The 23,151-nt window shown below is 74.4% G+C and carries 18 protein-coding genes; 9 read left to right on the top strand and 9 right to left on the bottom strand.

Going from position 1 to position 23,151, the window contains the following annotated elements; genetic code table 11:
• Window positions 1-154: 154 nt before the first annotated feature.
• Together ACIBCT_RS27530 and ACIBCT_RS27525 are read right to left on the bottom strand one after the other, a co-directional pair.
• Window positions 155-2,602 (bottom strand): VIT domain-containing protein, encoded by a 2,448-nt coding sequence (locus tag ACIBCT_RS27530; protein ID WP_399193332.1) that lies wholly within the window; start codon window positions 2,600-2,602, stop codon window positions 155-157.
• Window positions 2,599-3,447 carry a MerR family transcriptional regulator gene (locus ACIBCT_RS27525; RefSeq protein WP_399193331.1) on the bottom strand — a complete coding sequence of 283 codons (849 nt, stop codon included), beginning with the start codon at window positions 3,445-3,447 and terminating at the stop codon, window positions 2,599-2,601. The genes ACIBCT_RS27530 and ACIBCT_RS27525 overlap by 4 nt, the downstream gene beginning before the upstream one ends.
• 112 nt (window positions 3,448-3,559) lie before the next feature.
• Between ACIBCT_RS27525 and ACIBCT_RS27520 the strand changes: the two genes are divergently transcribed.
• Window positions 3,560-4,027, top strand: coding sequence for a Dps family protein (locus tag ACIBCT_RS27520; protein ID WP_399193328.1), 468 nt, complete (start codon window positions 3,560-3,562; stop codon window positions 4,025-4,027).
• A 126-nt stretch (window positions 4,028-4,153) separates the two neighbouring features.
• On the opposite strand, the gene ACIBCT_RS27515 is transcribed toward ACIBCT_RS27520, so the two are convergent.
• Entirely contained in the window at window positions 4,154-4,543 is a 390-nt protein-coding gene (locus ACIBCT_RS27515; RefSeq protein ID WP_399193326.1) for a YybH family protein, read from the bottom strand.
• Window positions 4,544-4,608: 65 nt separating this feature from the next.
• Between ACIBCT_RS27515 and ACIBCT_RS27510 the strand changes: the two genes are divergently transcribed.
• Window positions 4,609-5,007, top strand: coding sequence for a winged helix-turn-helix transcriptional regulator (locus ACIBCT_RS27510; RefSeq protein ID WP_399193324.1), 399 nt, complete (start codon window positions 4,609-4,611; stop codon window positions 5,005-5,007).
• Here the strand turns inward: ACIBCT_RS27510 and ACIBCT_RS27505 are convergent.
• Window positions 4,995-8,231: a P-loop NTPase fold protein gene (locus tag ACIBCT_RS27505; RefSeq protein ID WP_399193322.1), complete on the bottom strand. Its 3,237-nt coding sequence runs from the start codon at window positions 8,229-8,231 to the stop codon at window positions 4,995-4,997. The two genes, ACIBCT_RS27510 and ACIBCT_RS27505, sit on opposite strands and share 13 nt — an antisense overlap.
• A 195-nt stretch (window positions 8,232-8,426) precedes the next feature.
• Here ACIBCT_RS27505 and ACIBCT_RS27500 point away from each other — a divergent pair, with 195 nt between their 5' ends.
• Window positions 8,427-9,812: an alkaline phosphatase PhoX gene (locus ACIBCT_RS27500; RefSeq protein WP_399193320.1), complete on the top strand. Its 1,386-nt coding sequence runs from the start codon at window positions 8,427-8,429 to the stop codon at window positions 9,810-9,812.
• A gap of 309 nt (window positions 9,813-10,121) precedes the next feature.
• Here the strand turns inward: ACIBCT_RS27500 and ACIBCT_RS27495 are convergent, their stop codons facing one another.
• Both ACIBCT_RS27495 and ACIBCT_RS27490 read right to left on the bottom strand, forming a co-directional pair.
• Complete coding sequence (locus ACIBCT_RS27495) at window positions 10,122-10,493, bottom strand: helix-turn-helix domain-containing protein (RefSeq protein WP_399193317.1); 372 nt, start codon at window positions 10,491-10,493, stop codon at window positions 10,122-10,124.
• 677 nt (window positions 10,494-11,170) lie between these two features.
• Window positions 11,171-12,085, bottom strand: coding sequence for a helix-turn-helix domain-containing protein (locus tag ACIBCT_RS27490; RefSeq protein ID WP_399193315.1), 915 nt, complete (start codon window positions 12,083-12,085; stop codon window positions 11,171-11,173).
• A 448-nt stretch (window positions 12,086-12,533) separates the two neighbouring features.
• Here ACIBCT_RS27490 and ACIBCT_RS27485 point away from each other — a divergent pair, with 448 nt between their 5' ends.
• The gene (locus ACIBCT_RS27485) at window positions 12,534-12,851 is read left to right on the top strand and encodes a hypothetical protein (RefSeq protein WP_399193313.1); all 318 of its coding nucleotides are present in this window, start codon (window positions 12,534-12,536) and stop codon (window positions 12,849-12,851) included.
• Window positions 12,852-12,909: 58 nt separating this feature from the next.
• Here ACIBCT_RS27485 and ACIBCT_RS27480 read toward each other — a convergent pair whose 3' ends face one another.
• The gene (locus ACIBCT_RS27480) at window positions 12,910-13,992 is read right to left on the bottom strand and encodes an LLM class flavin-dependent oxidoreductase (RefSeq protein ID WP_399193311.1); all 1,083 of its coding nucleotides are present in this window, start codon (window positions 13,990-13,992) and stop codon (window positions 12,910-12,912) included.
• Window positions 13,993-14,073: 81 nt separating this feature from the next.
• Entirely contained in the window at window positions 14,074-14,871 is a 798-nt protein-coding gene (locus ACIBCT_RS27475; protein ID WP_399193309.1) for a TetR/AcrR family transcriptional regulator, read from the bottom strand.
• A gap of 98 nt (window positions 14,872-14,969) precedes the next feature.
• Here ACIBCT_RS27475 and ACIBCT_RS27470 point away from each other — a divergent pair, with 98 nt between their 5' ends.
• On the top strand, window positions 14,970-17,162 hold the full coding sequence (locus ACIBCT_RS27470) for an MMPL family transporter (protein WP_399193307.1): 2,193 nt from the start codon (window positions 14,970-14,972) through the stop codon (window positions 17,160-17,162).
• A gap of 120 nt (window positions 17,163-17,282) precedes the next feature.
• Here the strand turns inward: ACIBCT_RS27470 and ACIBCT_RS27465 are convergent, their stop codons facing one another.
• Window positions 17,283-18,185 (bottom strand): GNAT family N-acetyltransferase, encoded by a 903-nt coding sequence (locus ACIBCT_RS27465; protein WP_399193305.1) that lies wholly within the window; start codon window positions 18,183-18,185, stop codon window positions 17,283-17,285.
• Window positions 18,186-18,343: 158 nt separating this feature from the next.
• Here ACIBCT_RS27465 and ACIBCT_RS27460 point away from each other — a divergent pair, with 158 nt between their 5' ends.
• The 4 genes from ACIBCT_RS27460 (at window position 18,344) to ACIBCT_RS27445 (ending at window position 23,039) form a co-directional block, all read left to right on the top strand.
• Window positions 18,344-19,291 (top strand): lactonase family protein, encoded by a 948-nt coding sequence (locus ACIBCT_RS27460; protein ID WP_399193303.1) that lies wholly within the window; start codon window positions 18,344-18,346, stop codon window positions 19,289-19,291.
• Window positions 19,292-19,690: 399 nt separating this feature from the next.
• Entirely contained in the window at window positions 19,691-20,716 is a 1,026-nt protein-coding gene (locus ACIBCT_RS27455) for a 6-phosphofructokinase (RefSeq protein ID WP_399193301.1), read from the top strand.
• A gap of 348 nt (window positions 20,717-21,064) precedes the next feature.
• Window positions 21,065-22,171 (top strand): MacS family sensor histidine kinase, encoded by a 1,107-nt coding sequence (gene macS, locus ACIBCT_RS27450; protein ID WP_399193299.1) that lies wholly within the window; start codon window positions 21,065-21,067, stop codon window positions 22,169-22,171.
• A gap of 229 nt (window positions 22,172-22,400) precedes the next feature.
• Complete coding sequence (locus tag ACIBCT_RS27445) at window positions 22,401-23,039, top strand: response regulator (protein ID WP_399193297.1); 639 nt, start codon at window positions 22,401-22,403, stop codon at window positions 23,037-23,039.
• The last annotated feature ends 112 nt before the right edge of the window (window positions 23,040-23,151 follow it).

The raw sequence follows: 23,151 nt of genomic DNA, 5'->3' as shown, positions 1-23,151 counted from the left end.
GCGGACCGTCTCCGGAGCCGTTCCCGTTCCTGGCCCCGTCTCCGGACCCGTCCCGTTCCCGGACCCGTTCGCGGGGTCCGGGAACGGGCCCGGGTTCACACCCGGGTTCTCGCACCCGGGTTCACGCCAGGGTTCCCGGCCCCGGGGACGAGGGTCAGCGCTTCCAGAACGGCCGGCGCCTGGCGGGGCCGGTGAGCGCCTCCAGACCCTCCACGGCCCGGCGCCAGAGCGCGTCCAGGTCACCGCCCGCCTGCAGGTCCTCGGCCAGGGCGGTCAGCTCCGGGTGGCCGCCCAGGTAGACGGCCAGGGCCGCGAGCCGGCTGCCCAGGTCCTCCAGGACGCGCAGCCGTTCGGCGTCGGGCAGGGACTCCGCGGCGCGCAGCAGCTTCAGCTCCTGGGCGAGCTGCTCCCTCGGCGGCTCCTGCACCGCACCACCCCGCCGGGGGGCCGCCGCCTTCGGGGCGGAACGGGGCAGCATCCGCGCGCGGTCGTCGAAACCGCCCGCCGCCGCCTCCTGCGGCATACCGGCCACGGCCTGACTGGCCCCGAACGCCGGAGGGGAGCCGGGGGCGGCCATCCCGGGCGGGCCCATCGGGGCCGGCGAGGGCGGGGCCGCGCCCGTGTAGGCCGCCGTGGACAGCATCATGGGCATCATCGGTGCCGACGGGGCCGGGCTCGCCCAGCCACCGGGCAGCTCCACCGGCTGGATCACCCGGTGCCCGGGGCCGCCCTCGGCGACCACCTGGCTGTCGACCGCGACGAAGGCGGTGAACCGGCAGAGCACCCCGTACCTGAGCGAGGTCTCGACGATCTCGGCCTCCAGCGACCGGTCACCGGCCGCGTACCGGTCCTCCAGGATCCGCAGCCGGGCCCGCGCCCAGATCGAGCGCATCGCCGGGGCGTCCACCGTCGTCGCGCCGACCCGGCGCTCCCACGGACGGCCCGCCGCGTCCAGCCCTTTCACGGTGATCGTCCCGGCCGCCGTGCCGCGGTAGCGGCCGAACACGGTGAGCGGGACGCCCGGATAGATCGAACCGAGGTGACTGACGGTCTCGGTGACCAGGTCGAGCCCGTCGGCCTTGAGGGACAGGTCGGTCACCAGGGGCGCGCCGATCCGGCGGTGGATGTGCTCCATGGCCTCGTCCAGCCGGTCCTCGGACTCGACCAGCTCGCACCGGCCGCCTCCCAGCCCGGCCAGCCTGCCCAGGAAACCGGCGTTGACCGCCTGGTCGATGCCGACCGTGTGCACCCGCACCCCGGTGAGCCGACGGCCGATCCGCTCCAGGATCTGGTCCTCGTTGCCGACCTGGCCGTCGGTGACGAGCACCAGCACCCGGTCCCCGGCCGAGTCGCCGAGCAGCGTGACGGCCCGCTCCAGCGGGGTCAGCATCTCGGTGCCGCCGCGCGCCTCCAGCCTGGCCAGGTGCTCCACGGCCCGGTAGCGGTTGCGGTCGGACGCAACCGACAGGCCCTCGCCGAGCCCGTCGGGGTGCTCCACCTCGGTGTCGAAGGAGAGCACCGCGAACCGGTCGCGCGAGGTGAGCGTGTCGACGATGCGGGCGGCGGCGCGCCGGGCGGCCACCATCTTCCAGCCGGTCATGCTGCCCGAGCGGTCGAGGACCAGCACCACGTCCTTGCTCCGGATCTCGCCCCCGGCGGACTCGGCGCCGGGGACGACGGTCAGCGTGAACGTGCCCCCGGCCTCATCGGTCCCGCCGGCCCCTGAGCCGGTCCCGGCCCCTGAGCCGGTCCCGGCCCCTGAGCCGGTCCCGGCCCCTGAGCCGTCGCCGGGACGGGCGTCGGGGGCGAGGGCGAGCGAGGTGGAGGCGTCGAAGGCCAGCCGCAGGATGAAGTCGCGGTCCAGGCGCTCGCCCGGCTGGAGGCGTACGGTGCCGCCCTCCTCGCGGACCACGTGCAGGCTGGAGCGCATCTCGCGCAGTTCCAGGCCGGCCGGGTCGACGGAGACGGCCAGCGAGAGCCGGACCGGGTCGGGAAAGCCCGGCAGCAGCACCGGCGGGGTGATCCGGGAGGCGTCCGGGACCGCGTCGGTGTCCGGGGCCCAGCCGTCACCGGCCGGCTCGCCGTCCAGCGGGGTGCCGGGGATGTAGCGCGGGGCCACGACCAGCGGGAACCGGAAGGTGGCCGCGCCGTCCTCGTACGGGAGCGGCTGGTCCAGCGTCAGGTGCACGGTGACCCGCTCGCCCGGCACGATGTTGCCGACCCTGATGGTGAAGACGTCCGGCCGGTCCTCCTCGGCGATCGCGGCCCGCCTGCCCTGGGAGATCGCCTGGTCGTAGTCGGCCCTGGCCTGGCCGCGCTCCTTCAGCACGCCCTCGACGACCCGGCCGTCGGCCTCCATCCGGAACGCGGTCACGGCGGCCCGGTCGGGCAGCGGGAAGACGTAGGTCGCCTCCAGGGCCACGTCGTAGGGGTTGCGGAACCCTTGGACCACCTCGACCCCGGCCGTCAGGCCGGACACGGCGGCGGTCACGTCCACGCTCTCCAGCGGCAGGTTGCCGCGTTCGGTGGTCAGCGCCCCCAGCCCGGCGTCCGGGACGGGCAGGCACTCCTCCGGTCGCAGAGTGGTGATGGAAACGGTCATGGGTGCGGTCCTTCCGGAGGTGTGAGGCCGCGTTCGCGCAGGAGCGACAGGAGCTCCCGCGAGGCGGCGGCGATCTCGGCGAGTTCGTCGGGCGACGGGGCGCGCCCGCCACCCTGCCCGCCGTCGAGCAGCAGCGTCACGCCGTCCGCCAGCCGTACACCGTGTACGGCCACGGCTGCCGGGACGGCGGGGAGGGCGGGACGGGCGTACGGCGCGGGTGGCACGGGTGGCACGGGTGGCACGGTCGGCATCTCCGGCGCGCCCGAGGCGGTGGGAGGGGCCGGGGGAACGGGTCGTGCGGCCGGGGCGGGCGCCGGCCGGGAGGGGGCCGACGCCGGGGCGCCGGTCCAGAAGCGCGGCCGTGCCGTCGCGGGGGAGGGGGCCCCGGCCGCGTGTCCCCGCCGGGCCGATCCCCGGTCCGGCTCGTGGTTCGACCCGTCGTCCGGAGCCGGTCCCCGCTCCGGCGCCGGCCCCTGGTCCGGAACCGGTCCCCGGCCGGTTCCCCGGCCCGGTGCCCGCTCGGGTCTGTGCTCCGGTGGCGCCTCGGGGAGGCGGGCGATGGCCTCCAGGGTCCGGTCGGTGGCCCCGGCCAGCTCGACCTGGATCTCGGCGATGCTCCGCCCGTCGGCCTGGCGCCGCTTGACGGCGATCAGCTGGAGCAGGTGCCGCCTGCCGTACACGGCCACCCGTCCCCGGCGGGCCGAGGGCGGGTCGAGGAGGCCGATCGTGGAGTACCACCGGATCACGCGCTCGTTGGGCACGTCCCTGACCCGCCCGTTGGGCCGGGCGGTGGGGGCCAGCGCCGCCGACGCCTGCTCGGCCAGTTCACCGATGGTCCATTCCATACGGAGATAGTGACACTGTAATCATGACAGTGTCAACATAAGAAGCCGGATGTGTGGGTACGGACATTCAGTACGAAACCGGAGATTAAGGCGAAAACAGGGGGGACGCTCTATGTCCGCGATCACCAGCCCGCTCAATCCGGAAGACAAGAAGGTCATCGCCACCGCGCTCCAGGGCTCGCTCGTCGACCTGCTCGACCTGTCACTGCTGACCAAGCAGGCCCACTGGAACGTGATCGGTCACAACTTCCGCTCCCTGCACCTGCAGCTCGACAAGATCGTCTCGGCTGCCAGGAAGCACGCGGACACCGTCGCCGAGCGAGCGGTGGCCATGGGGTGCAACCCCGACGGCCGGGGTTCCACGCTCGCGAAGAGCACCGAGGTGCCGCAGCTGGAGCCGGGTTATCTCAACGACGGCAAGGTCGTCGCCGCGATGACGGACATCCTCGGCTCCATCGTCCGCCGGATGCGCGAACGCGTCACCGCCACCGAGAAGGCCGACCCGATGACCCAGGACCTGCTCATCGAGATCACCCAGGACCTGGAGAAGTACCACTGGATGATCGAGGCCCAGCGCTAGGTCGTCTGCCGGGCGCCCCGTCCCCGCGGGCCGGGGCGCCCTCCGCACCGGGCACGGTGCCTCCCGTCACCGCCGGGATCCTTCACCCGTGGGCAGGACGATCCCGGCGGGGCGGAAGGCCCGGGTTCACCCGGCCGTCGCCCGTACGCCGAACACGTTGTCGATGGCGTACCGCCAGCGTCCGTCCGGTCCGCGCCGGGCGACGTCGGTGGCGGTGCCCTCGATGTGCGCGGGCGCGCCGTCGGGGCCGGTGCCCTCGATGACCCAGTCGACGATCAGCAGGGCGAGGTCGCCGGTGCTGTAGACCTGGCGCGGCCGCACCGTGATCGGGAGGCCGAGGGCCATGAAGGCGGCGTTGGCCTCGTACGCCTCCCGGCCGGTCAGCGGCGAGCCCGGTTCGGCGACGAACACCGTGCCGTCCTCGTAGATCTCCGCCAGCGCCTCGGGGTCACCGCTGTTGAAACGCTCGGCGAACACCGCCGGAACGTCCTGGGGGATCTCGGCGAGTCGTCGCATCACGCACGTCCTTCCCGGTAGGAGGTAGGAATCGGGGGAACGCGGCAACGCTAGGAGGCGCCCTCGTGACTCACCAAACGGTCGGCCACCCGGCCCCGGTCCGGCCCGGCCTGCCCGACGACCCGCGCGCGGACGTCACCGAGCCCACCCCGTCCTGCCCGGTGGAGATCACCCTCGCGGCCCTGCACGGCCGCTGGACGACCCTGGTCGTCCGGGAGTTCCTGCGGGACGACCACACGTTCAGCGAGCTGCGCCGGGCCCTTCCCGGCCTGTCGGACAAGGTGCTGTCCGACCGGCTGGCACACCTGACCGGGGCCGGCGTGCTCGACCGCCACCGGATGCCGGGGTGGCCGCCCCGGGTCCGCTACACCCTCACCGAGCGGGGCCGCCGCCTCGGCCCCGTGCTGCAGGCGCTGTGGGACTGGGGCGAGCCCTCCCTCCACCGGGAGGGTCACAGCAGGTAGCGGGCCAGCTCGGCGATGGGATGGGGGCGGGCGAGCAGGTCCCGCAGCGAGTCCAGGTGGGCGAACCCGGGAAGGTCGGGGGTGGTCAGGCCGGTGTCGCGCAGGGTGCGCCGCCAGCTCTCGGCGTCGCCCGCGGCCCCCTCCAGCCGCCGCAGCACGCTCACCCCGTCGATCTCCCTGACCAGCAGCGTCAGCAGGTGCGGCCACTGCACGGCCAGTGCCGCGAGCTTGGCGACCTCGCCGTCCGAGGCCGGGGCCGCTCCGGCGAGGGCGCGGCGGTAGGTCAGGAACGAGTAGAAACGGAAGACGTTGACGTACCGCTTGATCTCGCGCGGGTTGAAGAACGTCAGGGCCGGCAGCACGAACTCGATGGCCCGGTAGGCGTTCTCGTCGCTGTAGAGGTCGTCGAAGACCCGGTCGGCGGCCTCGCGGGTGGCCGCGCAGAGGCCGCCGACCGCGTCGGAGCACTCGATGCCGAGCGCGTCCTGCGCCAGCCGGGCGGCCTCGTCGATGGTGGTCGTGGTCGGCCGCAGCGCCCAGATGGCGTCCTGCAGCCGGCTCACCTGGACCGGGTCGGGCGGGTCGCTCGCCCACGGGCCGGGCACGGGCGGCACGTCCACCGCGGTCCGCGGTGCCGCCTCCTTCACCGGCGCCCGTGCCCCCAGCGTCTCCATCGACGTCCGCGACCCCGGCACGTTCGCCGAGGCCCACGTTCCCGGTGCCCACACCGGTGCCCGCCGCCCCGGCACGGCCGTTCCCGCCGGCGCGCCGGCGCCGGGCGAACCCGGTCCGGCCGCGTCGTCCGGGAAGGGCCGTGCGGGAGACAGGGGACCGCGTGAACGCGGTCCGGCCGGATCCGGTGGCGGGTCGAGCCGTTCCAGGGCGGCTGGGGGACCCGCCGGACACGGTCCGGCCGGATTCGGTGTGACATCGGGCACGCCCAGCAGTGCCCGCACGAAGGCGGGCAGCCGGTCGGCGTCGTCCAGCAGCGGCACGCTCAGCGGCAGCTGCACGATCTTCTCCAGGAACCGCCAGCCCAGCCCGGCCCGGCCGCCACCGGGCAGGGTCCCGGCCAGCTCGGGGTAGGCGGCCTCGATGTGCGCGACGACCACCTCCGGCTCCATGGCCAGGACGAAGACGCAGTTGGGGAACTCCCCGGCGAGGAAGAGGTTGATCGCCTCGATCACCTGCGCCACCGTTCCCGGCGAGCAGCGGTCCAGGTCGTCCACGAAGACCACCAGCGGGCGCCCCTCGGTGGCGACCAGGTCGAGGACCTGCCGCATGTCGGTCTGGACCAGGTGCAGGAAGCCGGTCCTGGAGCGGTACCCCGGCACGGTCACGGCGTCCGGGAGCGCCCCGTCGGCCAGGCCGCCGGAGCCCAGCAGGTCCGGCTGGGTGACCAGGCCGCGGAAGGCGTTGTCCGCGGCCTCGCCGAAGAACCGCGCCAGCCGCAGCGCGCCCACCCCCACCACCACCGCGGAGCCCGTCGCGCCCACGGCGGCGGCGGCGTTGCCCAGCAGCACGCCGAAGGCGGGCAGCAGCGCGGTGGCCGCCATCAGCGCCCCGGTGACCACGAGCGTGGCCACCAGGCCGAGGGCCACCGGCGCCAGGCGGGTCATCGCCAGCCGGTAGGCGCGCCTGCGGACCGCCTCCCGGTCGATCCTGGACAGGTTCAGCTCCAGCCAGAACCGCTCCCGTTCGGCGCGGGGCAGCCGCCGGGTGACCTGGCTGATGATCTCGTGTGCCAGCCCGGCCCAGACCTGCTCGCCGCTCTGGTACATCCACGGGTTGAACCAGACCGTGGGCCGCCAGTCCGCAGGCCGCAGCGGGAGCGGGTCCGGCTCGGCCTGCCCGGCGCTCTCCCGGCCCCGGCGCCCCGCCCTGGCCAGCACCTCGGCGTTGGTCAGCGTCCGTTCCGCGCGGGTGCCCGGCAGGTGGATCGGGACGGCCGCGTCCCCGGCGGCTCCCGGGTCCAGGACGTCCTGGATCATCCGCATCAGCGAGGTCTTGCCGGTGCCCCACGGCCCCTTGAGGCCGATGGTGAGCGGCGGCCGGGTCTCGGGGTGGCGGACGAACGCGGCGATGGCCTCGGCGTAGACCCGGTGCCCGAGCTGGTCCTCGGTGGTCCACCGGTCCGCGGTGAGCCTGGCCCGGGGCCGTACGGTCCGCATCCCGGCGCGGCGACGGCGCAGCAGCGCCGAGGTCTGCGCCCGCTCGGCCGCCGACAGCCGCGAGTGGCCGAAGGCCCGCACGTCCGGATGGGCGAACGTGGTCGTCTCGCCCAGCAGGCCCCACTGCCGCAGCTCGCCGGCGTCCCCGAGGATCTCGTCGATCGGCTCGTCCTCGTCGAGCAGGGCCGCCCTGCGCAGCATCTCCCTGGCGGGCTCGCTCAGGTGCAGCTCGTAGACCCTTCGCACGATCTCCGTCCCGGCCGTGGGCGGGACGGGCTCGCCGAGCCGGGCCAGGGCGACGGCGAAGGCGGCGTGCGGCTCGGCCGAGGCGTCCCGCACCGGGGTCAGCGGGACGCCGGCGACGTCCCCGTAGGCGATCAGGATCGGGGTACGGGCGGCCGAGACCGCCGCGTAGCGGGCGAGCGCGTAGGCGTGCAGGTCCCCGACGCTGACCGCGCCGTCCCCGTCGAGGTCGGCGGCCCGGGTGGCCAGCCCCTCGGCGATGACGTCGGTCAGCGTCCGGGCCGGGCCCGGCACCGCCTCGTCCAGCCGCAGCGTCAGGGTCAGCGTCGCCGCGGCCACCTTCGGCTCCCCGGCCACGGCGAGCTGCCGGACCGGACCGGCGGACCCGCCCAGGGCGCTCCACCCGAAGTCCACGATCAGCACCACGGCGGCGGCGAGCGACCCGCCGACCTGGCGGCCGAACGAGCCGATCATCGCCCCCAGCCGTCCCGAGGTCCAGCCGCCGTCGGCGGGCAGCCGGACGACGAGCAGGTCGCCCTCGCGCGCCGAGCGCAGCAGCTCCCACACGCGCTCGCCGTCCGCGTCCGGCCCCTCGCTGGTCCCGGCGTCGACGGTGAACCCCTCGGCGCGCAGGGCGCTCGCCAGCCGCAGGTCGGGCCGCGACGGGGGCGGGGCGGGCGTCCGGGCCGCGGTCGTGGCGGGGACGGCGAAGGGGACCGGGGGAGCGTCCAGGAAGACCAGGGCGCGGCGGGTCCGCACCCGTGGCGCGGTCTCGGAAACCAGGTTCGCGAACGTGAGTCCCTCGGTCAACGGTCCTCCCCGGTCTGATGACGGTGATCCCACTGTGAGGGCGCGGACCGGGGTTGATGGCGATCTTGGCGATAGGTCGACCTGTTTTGGCGGATGTTTGCCCGATGGGTGACGCAAAGTTTGCGCCTGTGGTGTCGGCGTTCATGTCGGTTCGATCGGCTTGTGGCATACCGCGAGGAACCACGAGGAGGAGCCATGCTTCGCCGTACGCTCGTGCGCACCGGGGCTCCGGCGCCCGGTGCGGCTCCGGCCGGCTCCCTCCGGCAGGGCGCCACGGACGCCGTGACGGTGACGGACGCCACCGCGCGACGCCCGGCCGGAACGTACGGGCCGTACGGGCCGCTGTGCCCGCCGGACGCTCACGGGCTGGCGCTGCCGGAGGGGTTCACCGCCAGGGTCGTCGCCCGCAGCGGGCACCGGATCGGCGGGACGCGCTGGCATCCGGCTCCGGACGGCGGCGCGTGCTTCCCGGACGGCGACGGCTGGATCTACGTGTCCAACTCGCGGGTCCCGCTGCTCGGCGGGGCGTCGGCCGTCAGGTTCGCGCCCGGCGGGGACGTGACCGGCGCCTACCGCATCCTGTCGGGCACCGACCTCAACCACGCGGGCGGACGCACCCCGTGGGACTCCTGGCTGTCGTGCGAGGAGACCGGCCGGGGCAGGGTCTTCGAGTGCGATCCGTACGGCTCGCGGGCCGCGATGCCGCGCCTGGCCATGGGCCGCTTCAGGCACGGGGCCACGGCCTGCGACCCGGTCCGGGACGTGGTCTACCTGACCGAGGGCGAGCCGGACGGCTGCTTCTACCGGTTCCGTCCGGCCCACCGGGGAGACCTGACCTCGGGCAGGCTGGAGGTGCTCTGCGCCGACCGTTCCCCCGGCCGGTCCCTCGACCGTTCCCACGATCGGGCCGTCGACCGTGACACCGGCCGGGACGTCGGCCGGGATGCCGATCGGAGTGCCGGCCGGAGCGGCGAGCGGGTGATCTGGCGCCGGGTGCCCGATCCCGGGGCGCTGCCGGTGGCCACCCGTCACCAGGTCGAGGACGCCCGGCGCTTCTCCGGGGGGCAGGGCTGCCACTACGCCGACGGTGTGTGCCTGTTCACCACCGGCGGCGACGGCCGCGTGTGGGCCTACGACGCGGAGAACGAGACCCTGCGCGTCGTTCACGACACCGGTGCTCCGCCGGCCGGGGCCGGCATCGTCACCGGCACCGCCTCGGGCGGCCTCCGCGTCGCCCGCGACGACGGCGACGACGGCGACGACACAGAGATCAAGGCCATCGTCTCCGGCCGGGGCGTGGTCCCGCTCGTACGGGTCGTGGGACACCCCGGGGCGGAGATCACCGGCCTCGCCTTCTCCCCGGCCGGTGACCGCCTCTACTTCTCCTCCCCGCACGGGGCCCGCCATGAATCCCGCCATGAATCCCGCCATGAATCCCGGCGTGGAAACCGGCGGGGGACCTGGCGCGGCCCCCGGGGTGACGCCACCGGGATCGGCGGCGTCACCTACGAGGTCACCGGCCCTTTCCTCCGCCGGACAGGTGGGTCCGACGCCCGGCCGGTGGTCGCAGGAGATCAGTGATCGGGTGACGGGCCGGCCGGTGGCGCGGTCGTGCGCCGGCGCCGGGATCCGCCGATCAACGCGGGCCGCGACGCCGCTCGGGCCGCGCCCACCGTGCCGTCCCGGGCCACCCGGCGGCTCGCCGTCCTCTGGCAGGTCTAGCCGGTGTCCGACGGACCCGGCGAGCGGGCGGCCGTCACCCCCTTCGCCACGCCCGCGCTCCGCGCCGCCCCCTGTCAGGGACCGGCGCGGGACGTCCCCGTCCGGCCCGCGCCGGTCCCTGACAGGAGGTGACGTCCTCCCGGGACCCGCGCGCGGGCCGTCCTCCCGTCAGGCCTCGGTCGCCGGCCACCGGCCGTGCCGGCGCCGGTACTCCCGGGGGCTGAGCCCGTAGGCGGTGCGGAAGGCGCGGGTGAAGTGCGCGGCGGTGCCGAAGCCCCACCGGGCCGCGATGGCGTGGATCGGCCGGTCACGCTTGGCGGGATCCGTCAGGTCGTCCCTGCACCGCTCCAGCCGCCGGTCGTGGATCAGCCGCGCCACGGTGGTGTTCTCGGCCTGGAAGAGCCGGTACAGGGAGCGGCTGGAGATGTTGTGCGCCGTGGCGATCAGGTCCGGGGAGAGCCGGGGATCGGCCAGGTGCCTGTCGACGAAGGCGTGGATCCTCGCCAGCAGGGGGTGCCGGTGGCGGGCGGGGGGTGCCACGGGGGCCGCCGGAGGGGGGACGTGGCCGGCGGGCTCTCCCGGGTCTCCCGGGACGGCCGGGTTCCCCGGATCCTCCGGGGCGTGCGGCTCCCCCAGGGTGTGCGGACCTCCCGGGGCGTACGGATCCGCGGGACCGCCGGTTTCGTCCCGCGTGTCCACGATGTCGCTCTGGGGCTCGTCCCGCGTGTCCTCCGGGGTGCCCGTTCCTTTCCGCGTGCCCGCAGGGCTGCCGGTCCCCCCGGCCGGTCGTGCGCGCGGCAGGTAGGAAAGCCAGGAGCCGAACCGTTCCCTCACGGGCGGATCCTCTGTGCGAACCACTGTCTCCACTGACCTCTGCCTCCCGTCAGGAGGTCGCCGGCGGCACCGGTCGACCGTACCTGTGCTGGTCATCCGTTGTTCCGCGAGGGGAGAACCGCCCGGAGACGGGCGCGGCGCACAGCGGGATCCGAGGGACCTCCCGCCACGTACCGGTGTGCTCGCACCGCCACGTGGGGCGGTGCGCAGACCGTGGGCGACGGGGGGACGGGCCTGCGGGCCGGACCCGGCGCACGGCGCCGGCCGAGCTCGCGGAACGGCCGGCGCGTTCTGGACCGAACGTTAGCCAGCCGGGCGCGACGAGGTGCGGCGACGGCGTCCCGGATTCGTCCCACATCCATCCCGTACGTCCTGACCTGCGTCTACGTCCCCTTGCCCGCTTCGGCGACGCACGGCCCCTGGGCACGCCGGATCCAGTCGCCCTGGGTGACCCAGCCGTCGACCGTCTGCATCATCGCGTCCCGCACCACGGGCGGCTCGGCGACGTAGAAGACCTCGTTCGGCAGGTACGTCTTGGGAAGGTGCCTCCGGTTGGCGCCGGACCGGTCGGCGATCCGCACCGGTGCGGGATCCCCGTCGGTCACCACGTAGTGCCACGGGCAGTACCGCTTCGGCGGCCGTTCCTCGCCGATGCCGCTCCACAGGTAGCCCGCTCCGGCCAGCCCGCCGAGGCCGAGCGCCGTCACCAGGATCGGCACGATCCGCCTGCGTCGGGGACCGGCCGTCTCCGGTCCCGCCGTCTCCCCGGGGCCGTCCGGTCCCGCCGCGCCCACCGAGCCTTCGGGGGCGCCCGGCCTCTCCGGGGCTCCGGGGTCTTCCGGGTCTTCCGGGGCTTCCGGGTGTCGCGGGACCTTCCGGTCGTCGGGCCCTCCCGCGTTCTCCGGCTCCGACGGCTCCGAAGACCTCGAAGGCTCCGACGGCTCCGGCGGCTCCGGCGAATCGGCCGGCTCGGACGGTTCCGGGGGCTCGTGCGGCTCCGGCGGTCCCACCGGGTCACCCGGCCCGGCCGTCTCCTGCGACGAGGGACGGTAGCGCTGCAGCCTGGCCCGCCGGGCGGCCTCCCACGGCTCACGCAGTTCCTCCGCGTCACGACCGGCGGCACGGGACAACGCCTCGACCACGGACCACGGAGGGCACGCGGCCCCCGAGAAGTAACGGGAGAGCGAGGAATCGCTCGCCGCGGTGACCCGTTCGAGCTCCTTCAGGCTCTTACCGGTGAGGGCCCGAAGTTCCTGCAGGTGACGGGCGAGAAGGGTTCCGGCCGGTGAAACGGTCATTCAGACGTGCCTTCCGTACGATCGGCATGCGCGTTCGTTCACTGCTGTTCATTCTTCCCGTTCCGGTGAAATCCGCGATCCGGGGGTACGGGGCGGCCCGGCGGGTCCGGTCTCCGGTGGCCCTGCGTTCCCGGACGGGCGCGACAGGGGCGGGTGCCCGCGTCACGGGCCCCTGCCGGGTGACGCCGTCGCGCGATCCCGGCCGGTGTGAACGTCCCGCTGTGAACGTCCCGCGCGTGTTCACGTCCGGGGAGACGTCGGTGTTCACGCCCGGGGAGGCCGCCGGGACCGGGAATCGTGGCGGGAATCGGCAAGTGGTCGGCGGGGATGGTCAACAGGACGCGTGTTCACGCGTGCCACCATCCGGTCAGGCGCCCGCGTATTCCGGTCGAGGCGGGCGATGACGAGAAAGGCATCGCCGATGAATCGAACGGTGAAATCCTCTGGAATGCTCGCTGCGCTCGGAGTGGCCGTCGCGCTTCTCCTCGCCCCGGCCGCGGTGTCGGCGGACGCCCGGACCGCTTTGACGAGCCCCGTCATCCTCGCGTTCGAGGACGGCACCAAGACCTCCGTGAACGCGCCGGGGTCACGGACCATCACCCCTCCCAGGCGGGCGTACGAGGTGAGGGCGGGAAGCTGGTCGGGGTACGTCGTCCACAGCGACGGTGGCAGGACCTATTTCTGCGGCGGGGAGACGGCCGGTCTGACCGACGCCCCGGTCTCGGGGCTGTTCGTGTCGCGCCTGAAGGGATGGTGGTGTCCCTGACCCCGCGCCGGTTCCGGCCGGATTCGCCGGGGCGGTGAAGCGGAGGTCCCGGGGGCCGTCACGCGGCGAGCGAGGGAGCCGCCAGCCGGGGACGGACGAAGTCGCCCACCCGCCAGGCCTCCTCCAGGTGCGGCCAGCCGGACAGCACGAACTCCGACAGGCCCAGCTCGGCGTACTCGCGCATCCGCTCGGCGACCTCGTCGTAGCCGCCGACCAGCGCGGTGCCGGCTCCCTCGCGGACCAGGCCGACCCCGGCCCACAGGTTGGGCGAGATCTCCAGCGCGTCCGCCGACCCCCCGTGCAGATCGGCCATGCGACGCTGCCCCACGGAGTCCATCCGGGCGAACCGGGCCTGTGCGGCGGCGATCCTGCCGGGGTCCATGCCGTCGAGCAGGCGGCGGGCGTGCGCCCACGCCTCCTCGGAGGTGTCGCGGGCGATGATGTGGAGCCGGATGCCGAAGCGCAGCTCACGACCGGCCTCGGCGGCCAGCCGGCGCATCCGGGCGACCCGTTCGGCGATCATCGCCGGGGGCTCGCCCCACATCAGGTAGACGTCCGCCCCGGCGGCGGCCACCCGTTCCGCGGCGGGGGAGGCCCCGCCGAAGTAGATGTCGGGGGTGTCGAGCAGGGGCGTGGCCAGCCCGCCCCCGGAGACCCGGTAGTGGGCGCCGCGGTGCTCGAACGGCTCGCCCGCCCAGGTGCGCCTGAGCACCTCGATGAACTCGCCGGTGCGCTCGTAGCGGGCGTCGTGGTCGAGGAAGTCGCCGTACGCGCGCTGCTCCTGCGGGTCGCCGCCGGTGACCACGTTGAGCAGCAGCCGTCCCCCGCTGATCTCCTGGAAGGTCTGCGCCTGCTGGGCGAGGAGCGTGGGCAGGGTGAAGCCCGGCCTGAAGGCCACCAGCAGCCTGAGCCGCTCGGTCCGCGCCGCGACCGCGCTGCACGCCACCAGCGGGTCGGGGCACCCGGCCCCGACGGGGGTCAGCGCGGACTCGAACCCGGCCGCCTCCGCCGCGCGGGCCACCTGGGAGAGGTAGTCGAGCGTCGCCGGCCTGGCCGCGTCGCCTCCCGCCGCGACGGTGGTCGTGGCGGGCCTGACGTGGTGGCCGTCGCCGGTGGTCGGCAGGAACCAGTGCAAGCGCATCTTCGCCTCATCCGGGGGCTCGTACGGAACGGGGACGGCACCCCGACGATAAACGCATAATACCTATCTGCAAATAGGGTATTAGGGCGGGGTGGGGTCGCCCGCCGGGGGCCGGTCCGCGCCGGGCCGGTCCGGGGCCGTGGAGGCCGTCAGGTAACCGGTGAGCAGGGTCTTGAGCTCGGCGGTCAGCTCCGCGGCGCGTTCCCCCGGCCCGGCCGCGACCAGCGGCAGGACCGCCCTGACGGTGGCCAGCATCATCGTGGCGACCGTCAGGCGCCGCTCCTCGCCCAGGTGGGGTGCGCGTATGGCGAGAAGGCCGGCGATGTGCCGGGCGACGTCCCGGTGGAGCCGCTCGGACGCCTCGGCCAGCCGGTCGCCGGTGGCCGAGCCGTGCAGCAGGGCCCAGTAGGCCGGGCGGGCGGCCTTGTAGGCGACGATCTCGTCCACCACCCGGTCGATCAGCTCGGCCGCGGGCATCCGCACGACGTCCTCGGTGAGGCGGGCCTCCCAGTGCGCGCTCCGCCCGTCGGTGAACCGGTCGAGCAGGCCGTCCAGGATCTCCTCCTTGTTGCGGAAGAACTGGTACAGCGAGCCGGGGGACATCCCCGCCCGTTCGGCCACCGCGTTGGTCGTCAGGTCGGGGTAGCCGACCTCGGCGACCACCTCCTCGGCGGCGTCGAGGATCTCCTCCATCCGCCTGAGGCCGCGCGCCTGCCGCCTGACCGGCCGCCGCGGAGCCCCGGGCCGGTCGCCGGTCGTCGTACCGCTCGCGGGGCCGTTCGCCGGGGCGTTCGCGGGGGCGTTCGCGGGGCCGGTGGCCGCGCGGTCCGGGCCGGTGGAGCCGGTCGCCGCGCCGGTCGCCGGACGTTCCTCGGGCATGCGTCATCCCGTCCCCTCGTTGACAAATACGAGCATTCACTTGTATTTCTCTCTCGAACCGCAAAAACACGAGCAGTTTACCGAGTTCGGGGATGATCATGAAAGCAGTTCCGCGCCCGGCCGCGGCCCCTCCCGTCCCGCCGCTGAGACGGCTCGGCCACCTGCTGGCACGGCGCCGCCGCCTGGTGATGGTCCTCACCCTGCTCGGCGTCGTCGCGCTGGGCGTACCGGCCGCGGGCACGGTCTCCGGGCTCTCCCTGGCCAGGTACGAGGCGCCCGGCTCGGAGTCCGACCGCGCGCGGGTGGAGCTGGCCGAGCGCTTCGGCACCGGGAGCGCCGACCTGGTTCTCCTCGTCACCGCCGTGGACGGCGACGTGGACGGCCCGGCCGCCGCGGCCTCGGGACGGGAGCTCACCGCGCGCCTGGCCGGCCTGGAGGGCGTGGCCGAGGCGGCGTCCTACTGGACGCGGGGCGCACCGGCCACGATGCGCAGCCGGGACGGCAGGCACGCGCTCGTGGTCGCCCGCATCCCCGGCGACGCCGGGCGGGTCCGCTCCGAGATCCTGCCGAAGATCGTTCCCGAGGTCCTGCGGGGCGACGCCGCGATCACCGTCAGGGCGGGCGGCGGGGAGGAGGTCTTCCGCCAGCTCGTGCCGCTGGCCCGGCAGGACTTCGTCCGGGCCGAGCTGGTGGTCGTCCCGCTCGTGCTCGTGCTGCTGTGGCTGTACCTCAGGCGCCTGCTCGCCGCCGTGCTGGCGGTCGTGCTCGGCGCGCTGGCCATGGTGATCGGGCTGGCGCTGCTGCGGATACCGCTGCTGTACGCCGACGTGTCGACGTTCGCGCTGAACCTCGTCCTGGCCATGGGGCTCGGGCTGGGCGTCGACTACGCGCTGTTCATGATCGCCCGCTTCCGGGAGGAGGTGGCGCTCGGCCGCGACCGGCACGAGGCGGTCGCCCGCGCCGTCGAGCGGGCCGGTCGTACGGTGATCTTCAGTGGCGTGACGGTGGCCGCCTCGCTGAGTGTGCTGCTGCTCATGCCCTTCGACTTCTTCCGCTCCTTCGCCTACGCCGGGATCGCGGTCGTCGCCGGGGGAGTGGTCGGCGCCGTGCTCGTCCTGCCCGCCGTCCTCGCCGCCGTCGGCGACCGGGTGCTGCCCCGCCGCCCCGGCCGGGCGCGGGGGACGTTCTGGCCAGGACTGGCGACGCGCGTCATGGGCAGGCCGCTCCTGTACGGCGGGGCGGCCGCGGCCGTGCTGCTGCTGCTCGGCTCGCCCTTCCTCGGCCTGCGCCTCGGCGTGGCCGACGACCGCGTGCTGCCCGCGTCCGCGCCCGCCAGGCAGACCTCGGAGGTGATCCGCGCCGAGTTCCCGGCCGAGGAGACCGACGCCCTGCAGATCGTCTCGGCGGGCACGTCGGGAGATCTCTCCCGCGCCGTTCCCGGCTACGCCGCCGCCCTGTCCCGCCTGCCCGGCGTCGCGCAGGTCGACTCCGCCGCCGGGTCGTACGCGGCCGGAGCGCGGGTCTCGGCGGGGGACCCGTCACGGTTCGCGGGCGCCGGGGGCACCTGGCTGTCGGTGATCCCGTCCGCGGAGCTGATGGAGGACGACCCCGTCCGGCTGGTCGGCGACGTCAGGGCGCTGCGGGCGCCGTTCGAGGTGCTGGTCGGCGGCTACCCGGCCGAGCTGGCCGACTACCGGCGGGCGGTGGTCGACCGGCTGCCGCCGCTGCTCGCGCTGATCCTGGCGATCACCTTCGCGGTGCTGTTCCTGATGACGGGCAGCGTCCTGATCCCGCTCAAGGCGACGGTGCTCAACCTGCTCAGCCTGTCGGTGATGTTCGGGGCCCTGGTCTGGATCTACCAGGACGGCAACCTCTCGGGCCCGCTCGGCTTCACCCCCACCGGGACCCTCGACCCGAGCATCCCGATCCTGATGTTCTGCGTCGCGTACGGGCTCTCGATGGACTACGAGGTCTTCCTGCTCTCGCGGATCAAGGAGGAGTACGACCTGACCGGCGACACCCCGGGCGCCGTGGTGGCCGGGCTCCGGCACGGAGGTCCGCTCATCACCGCGGCGGGCGGGATCCTGGCGGTGTCGTTCGCGGTCTACGGCACCGCGCAGGTGGTGTTCGTGCAGATGCTGGGCGTGGGGACGGCGGTGGCGATCATCGTGGACGCGACGGTGATCCGCGCGGTCCTGGTCCCTGCCGCGATGCGCCTGGCCGGCGAGGCCAACTGGTGGGCCCCGGGACCGCTGCGCCGCCTGCACGCCCGCATCGGCCTGTCCGGCTGATCGTCCGTCCGCGCCTGGTCGGCCGGGTCCGTTCTCCCGCACCCGTCCGGGCCGGTCCGTCCGAGCCGGCCTGTCCGGTCGGACGGACCGAACGGCCCGGACGGCCGTGCCGCCGTCAGGTCAGAGGTCGCGGGCCCAGACCTCCTCGACGACGTCCCCGGCGGGCCGCTTCTCGACCAGCTCGAAGCCCGCCGCCTGGTAGATGCGCCTGGCCCCCACCAGCACGTCCCTGGTCCACAGCACCATCCGCCGGTAGCCGGCCTCCCGGGCGAAGCGCACGCACTCGTCCACCAGCCGGGTGCCGATCCCCATGCCGCGCGCGGACGGCTCCACGAGCAGCATCCGCAGCTGCGCGGTCTCGTCGTCCTTGCGGGCGCAGAACACGCACCCGGCACGCTCGCCGTCCACCTCGGCGATCCAGCCCGCGTCGTAGCGGGGGTCGTAGCCGTCCATGTAGTCGGCGGTGATCCTGGCCACCAGCGCCTCGAAGTCCATGCCCCAGCCCTGTTCCTGGCTGTAGAGGACGCCGTGCCGGTACACCACCCAGCTCATGTCGCCGGTGCGCGGCGGGCGGATGACGTACGACCGGGCGGCCCCCGGCTCGCGGGTGAGGATCCTCTCGATGGTCGCCATGCTCGCGACCAGCCGCTCGCGGTCCTCGTCGCTCACGTCGGCCAGCAGCTCGCGCACCTCCTCGGCCGCGCGCTCGTCGAAGTCGGCGAAGCTCGCCCTGCCCTTCTCGGTCAGCTCGACCACCTGCCGCCGCGCGTCCGTGGCCGACCTGCTCCGCACGACCAGGCCCTCGCTCTCGAACCCGCCGAGCATCCTGCTGAGGTACCCGGCGTCGATCCCGAGCAGCCGGCGCAGCTCGCCCGCCTCGGTCCGGCCCCGGTGGTCGAGCTCGAACAGCACCCTCATCTCGGTGAGCGAGTACGGGGTGCCCAGGACCCGCTGCTCCAGCACGCCGATGAGCCGGGTGTAGAAGCGGTTGAAGGAGCGGATCTCCGCCACGTGTCTCTCCATGCTTGACATCGTCAACCAATTCTTTGACGAAGTCAATCAATCGGGAAGGGCTTTCCGTGGTGGGTCCCTGTCAGGGTGTCGGCCCGCTGCGCTACCTTCGCACCTGGCCGGGAACGGATGACGATCTGAGGCGCGGACGCCGCGCCCGGGGCGGGAGCATGATGGCTGAGGTCGCGTACATCGGCGGGTACACCCCCGACACCGGGGGATCCGGGCCGGGGATCACCCTGGTCGAGCTGGGAAGCCTGGCCAGGCTGGGGGAGACGGTGGCCTCCGGCCCCTCGTTCCTCGCCGTCCACCCCGAGCTGCCGGTGCTCTACGCGGTCGGGGAGGCCGAGCGCGGTACGGTCGCCACGTTCGGCCGGGGTGAGAACGGCGTGCTCAGCCCGCTCGCGCAGCGCTCCAGCGAGGGCTCGGCCCCCTGCCACCTGGCGGTGGACCCCACCGGCACCCGGCTGGCGGTGGCCAACTACGGGGACGGCACGGTGAGCGTGCACGGCCTGGACGCCTCCGGCCTGCCGGAACAGGTGTGGATCTTCCCCTACCGTGAGGGGTCCCACGCCCACCAGGCCGTCTTCGGCCCCGACGGCGTGCTGTACGTGAGCGATCTGGGCGCCTGCGAGATCCGCCGCTACCTGGTCGGGGAGGCCGTGGTGCCGCACCCGGACGGCCCGGTGCGGCTCGCCCCGGGCATGGGCCCCCGGCACATGGCCCGGTCCGGCGACCACTGGTACGTGGCCGGGGAGCTGGACGGCACCGTCCGCGTCTACGACGCCGACTGGCGCGAGCTGCGGGCCGTCCCGGCCACCGGCACCGGACGGCACAACGAGCCCTCGCACCTGGAGGTCTCCGGCGGATTCGTCTACGTCGCCAACCGCGGGCCCGACACGATCTCCGTCTTCTCCGGGCCGGAGCTGGAGGCGGTCGCGGAGGTGGCCTGCGGCGGCGTCTGGCCCCGGCACTTCGCCCTCGCCGACGGCCGCATGTACGTGGCCAACCAGCGCTCGGACGGCGTCGCCGTGCTCCCGCTCGACGGCGGCGTGCCGGGTGCCGCGGCGGAGGTCTTCGCGGTGGGCAGCCCCTCCTGCGTGCTGCCGCTGTCCTGAGGACCGTCCGTCCCGAGAGGTGTCGCGGGACCTGTCCGCGCGGGGGTCGTGCGCGGGGCGCCCGTCGTGCCCGGGCGTGAGCGTCCACCGCGCCCGGGCGTGGGCGCTCGTCGCCCCGGGCGTACGCTCGGGGATGACGGCGACGGCCAGGACCGGCCCGGCCGGTCCCTGTGGCGGTGCACCCCCGCCGGGAGCGGGGACGAGGGCCTTCGGCCGGGTCCTCGCCTGTCGGGCGCGCGAGGCGGCACCCGAGGACTAGTACCATTTGGTCTAGACCACTGAGGCTTCTGAGGGCAGAATGCGTTGCGGCGGTGACGCACGACCCGTCGCCGCCCGCACCATGCCGCCTGATCAGGCCACCGTCTCGGACCTGTCCCGCACCCCACACCGGAGGATGTCATGCGTATCGGAGTGCTCACCGGAGGCGGCGACTGCCCCGGCCTGAACGCCGTTATCCGCGCCGTCGTGCGCAAGGGCGTGACCGTCCACGGACACGAGTTCGTCGGCTTCCGCGACGGCTGGCGCGGGCCGCTCGAGGGCGACACCATGCCCCTGGACGTCCAGGCCGTACGCGGGATCCTGCCGCGCGGCGGAACGATCCTGGGCTCGTCGCGGACCAACCCCATCAAGATCGAGGGTGGCGTCGAGAAGATCAAGGAGAACCTCGCGTCGGGCGGGGTCGACGCGCTGATCGCGATCGGCGGCGAGGACACCCTCGGGGTGGCCAAGCAGCTCTTCGACAAGGGCGTGAAGGTCGTCGGCGTGCCCAAGACGATCGACAACGACCTCAACGCGACCGACTACACCTTCGGTTTCGACACCGCCGTCAACATCGCCGTGGAGGCGATCGACCGCCTGCACACCACGGCCGAGTCCCACCACCGCGCGCTGATCTGCGAGGTCATGGGCCGTCACGCCGGCTGGATCGCCCTGCACGCGGGCATGGCCGGTGGGGCCAACGTCATCCTGATCCCGGAGAAGCCCTTCGACATCGACCGGGTCTGCGCCTACGTCGAGTCCCGCTTCAAGACGCGCTACGCGCCGATCATCGTGGTGGCCGAGGGCGCGCACCCGGTGGAGGGCCAGATGGCGCTGCAGGCGGGCGAGCTCGACGCCTTCGGCCACGTCCGCCTCGGCGGCATCGGCGAGACCCTCGCCAAGGAGATCGAGAAGCGCACCGGCAAGGAGGCCCGCACCACCGTGCTCGGCCACATCCAGCGCGGTGGCACGCCCACGGCCTTCGACCGGGTGCTGGCCACCCGCTTCGGCCTGCAGGCCATCGACGCGGTGCAGGACGGGGACTTCGGCACGATGGTCGCCCTGCAGGGCACCGACATCGTGCGGGTCGGTCTCGACGAGGCCACCAAGGAGCTCAAGACCGTTCCGGTCAGCCGCTACGAGGAGGCCGAGGTCTTCTTCGGCTGAGCCGCCCGCGACGGGTCCCGGGCATCGGCCCACCGGCCGGTCCACCCCGGTCCGGACCGTTCGGCCCTGACCGTTCGGCTCTGACCGTTCGGACCGGGTCGCCCGCGACCGAGGTGACCCGCGACCGGGCCGCCCACGGCCCGGTCGCCGAAGGCCCACGTCGCCCGCGATGCCATGGGAGGGGCCCGGACGCGTACGCGTCCGGGCCCCTCCCATGCGTCCACCCGGTGTACCCCGGTGTCGTCCCGGGCGTTCCCCGTGCCCGTCCCGCGCCGTCCCCGGATGCCCGCCGCCTCAGGGACGAACAGCGCAGTTCACCGCCTTTCCGGCGAAGGGTATGGTCGGCGGGTGGCGGGAATCGAGGGGCCGTTCTGGCGCGCGGTCGCGGTGTTCCGGGTCGCCTCCCTGGCGTACGCGGTGGCCCTGTTCGCCCGCGCGGGGGGATACGCCCACCCGGCCGTCGGCGGGCTGGTGATCGGCGTCATGGCGCTCTGGACCGCGGCGACGATCTTCGCCTACTCCGTCGAGGAGTTCCGCGGCCGGCCGCTGCTCGCCGCCGACATGCTCGTGACCGTGGGCTGCCTGCTCGCCTCCCCGGGCGTACAGGGCGCCTACCGGCCCGGTGACCTGCCGGTCACCGGCACCTGGATCGGCGGCGCGGTGCTCGCCTGGGCCGTGTACGGCGGCCGGCGCGCAGGGGCCGTGGCCGCGCTGGTGGTCTCGTCGGCCGACCTGTGGCTGCGCGCCGCCCCCGGCGGGTTCGAGACGCTGCCCATCAACGGCACCGTCCTGCTCTTCCTCGCGGGCGTGGTCGTCGGGCACGTCGCCCGGCTGGCCAGGACGGCCGAGGAGCGCATGCAGCGGGCGATCGAGATGGAGGCCGCGGGCCGCGAGCGCGAACGGCTCGCCCGCGGCATCCACGACTCGGTGCTCCAGGTGCTCGCGCTGGTCCAGCGGCGGGGCCAGGAGATCGGCGGCGAGGCGGCCGAACTGGGCAGGCTGGCGGGCGAGCAGGAGGCCGCCCTGCGCGAGCTGGTCAGGCTCCGGCCCGAGCCGCCCGCCGCGGGCACCGCCGACCTGGGCGCCCTGCTGCACCGGTACGGCTCGGCCACGGTCACGGTCTCGGCACCGGCGACCCCGCTGACCCTGCCCGCGGCCACCGCCACGGAGGTCTCCGCCGCCGTCGGGGCCGCCCTGGACAACGTCGCCCGGCACTGCGGGGCACGCGCGCCCGCGTGGGTCTTCGCCGAGGCCGACGACGGGCTGGTCACCGTGACCGTCAGGGACGAGGGGCCGGGCATCGCGCCCGGACGCCTGGAGGAGGCCGCCGCCGACGGCCGGCTCGGTGTCGCGCAGTCCATCCGGGGCCGCATCGCCGACGTCGGCGGCACGGTCACCGTGATCTCCGCCCCTGGCGGGGGCACCGAGATCGAGATGTCGGTCCCGGCCGGATAGCCGGTGTCCCTCCGGTCCGGGGGTGCGGTCGCGTGCCCGTCACCCCCCGGCCGGACGGCCGACGCGCCGTGCCCCTCGCCCTTCGCCCCGGGACACGGTCGCGTGCCGCCGTCCCGGGCCGGACGGCCGGTCACCCGTGCTCTGGTCCGTGCCCGCCGTCCCCCGGCCGGACGGCCCGTACGGCGGGAGCGGAGGGGCCCCGTACCGTCGCGCGCTCTATGGTGGGCGGATGCGCGTGATGGTGGTGGACGACCACCCGATGTGGAGGGACGGGGTGGCCAGGGACCTGGCCGAGGCCGGGTACGAGGTCGTGGCCACGGTCGGGGAGGGGCGCCAGGCCCTCCGGGTGGCCGCTGCGGTCAGGCCCGAGCTGGTCGTGCTGGACCTGCGCCTGCCCGACCTGGCCGGGGTCGAGGTGGCCAGGGGGCTGGCCGCCGCGCAGCCGCCGCCCCGGGTGCTGGTCCTCTCGGCCAGCGGCGAGCAGGAGGACGTCCTGGAGGCCGTCAAGGCCGGTGCCTCGGGATACCTGCTGAAGTCCGCGAGCAAGGAGGAGTTCCTCGACGCGGTCCGGCGTACCGCCGAGGGCGACGCCGTGTTCACCCCCGGCCTGGCCGGGCTCGTGCTGGGGGAGTACCGCAGGCTGGCCGCCCGGCCCGCGCCCGAGGCGACCCCGCGCCTGACCGACCGCGAGACCGAGGTGCTCCGCCTGGTCGCCAAGGGCCTGTCGTACCGGCAGATCGCCGAGCGGCTGGTGCTCTCCCACCGGACCGTGCAGAACCACGTCCAGAACACCCTGAACAAGCTCCAGCTCCACAACCGGGTGGAGCTCGTCCGGTACGCCATCGAGCAAGGACTCGACGAGTCATAGGCACGACTAAGGTGACAAGGTCGAGAGGTTGCCTTTACGCGGACGCGCGAGAGACTTGACGAAGCCCCATCGTTCGTTCGCCGTTAAACTTCCCCCATCCCCCTGAAACCTC

The organism is Streptosporangium sp. NPDC050855, from assembly GCF_044456585.1.
In the GTDB taxonomy this organism is placed as follows: Bacteria; Actinomycetota; Actinomycetes; order Streptosporangiales; family Streptosporangiaceae; genus Streptosporangium; species Streptosporangium longisporum.
Note: the sequence above shows the minus strand (reverse complement) of the source record. Positions and strands in the feature narration are given on the sequence as shown.

Excerpts from the sequence above, each read along its gene's own strand:
- ACIBCT_RS27480 (WP_399193311.1), bottom strand. The coding sequence starts at position 13,992 with ATGCGCTTGCACTGGTTCCTGCCGACCACCGGCGACGGCCACCACGTC.
- ACIBCT_RS27515 (WP_399193326.1), bottom strand. The coding sequence starts at position 4,543 with ATGCGACGACTCGCCGAGATCCCCCAGGACGTTCCGGCGGTGTTCGCC.
- ACIBCT_RS27520 (WP_399193328.1), top strand. The coding sequence starts at position 3,560 with ATGTCCGCGATCACCAGCCCGCTCAATCCGGAAGACAAGAAGGTCATC.
- ACIBCT_RS27455 (WP_399193301.1), top strand. The coding sequence starts at position 19,691 with ATGCGTATCGGAGTGCTCACCGGAGGCGGCGACTGCCCCGGCCTGAAC.
- ACIBCT_RS27525 (WP_399193331.1), bottom strand. The coding sequence starts at position 3,447 with ATGGAATGGACCATCGGTGAACTGGCCGAGCAGGCGTCGGCGGCGCTG.
- ACIBCT_RS27465 (WP_399193305.1), bottom strand. The coding sequence starts at position 18,185 with ATGGAGAGACACGTGGCGGAGATCCGCTCCTTCAACCGCTTCTACACC.
- ACIBCT_RS27500 (WP_399193320.1), top strand. The coding sequence starts at position 8,427 with ATGCTTCGCCGTACGCTCGTGCGCACCGGGGCTCCGGCGCCCGGTGCG.
- ACIBCT_RS27445 (WP_399193297.1), top strand. The coding sequence starts at position 22,401 with ATGCGCGTGATGGTGGTGGACGACCACCCGATGTGGAGGGACGGGGTG.
- ACIBCT_RS27530 (WP_399193332.1), bottom strand. The coding sequence starts at position 2,602 with ATGACCGTTTCCATCACCACTCTGCGACCGGAGGAGTGCCTGCCCGTC.
- ACIBCT_RS27460 (WP_399193303.1), top strand. The coding sequence starts at position 18,344 with ATGATGGCTGAGGTCGCGTACATCGGCGGGTACACCCCCGACACCGGG.
- ACIBCT_RS27475 (WP_399193309.1), bottom strand. The coding sequence starts at position 14,871 with ATGCCCGAGGAACGTCCGGCGACCGGCGCGGCGACCGGCTCCACCGGC.
- ACIBCT_RS27490 (WP_399193315.1), bottom strand. The coding sequence starts at position 12,085 with ATGACCGTTTCACCGGCCGGAACCCTTCTCGCCCGTCACCTGCAGGAA.
- ACIBCT_RS27470 (WP_399193307.1), top strand. The coding sequence starts at position 14,970 with ATGAAAGCAGTTCCGCGCCCGGCCGCGGCCCCTCCCGTCCCGCCGCTG.
- ACIBCT_RS27485 (WP_399193313.1), top strand. The coding sequence starts at position 12,534 with ATGCTCGCTGCGCTCGGAGTGGCCGTCGCGCTTCTCCTCGCCCCGGCC.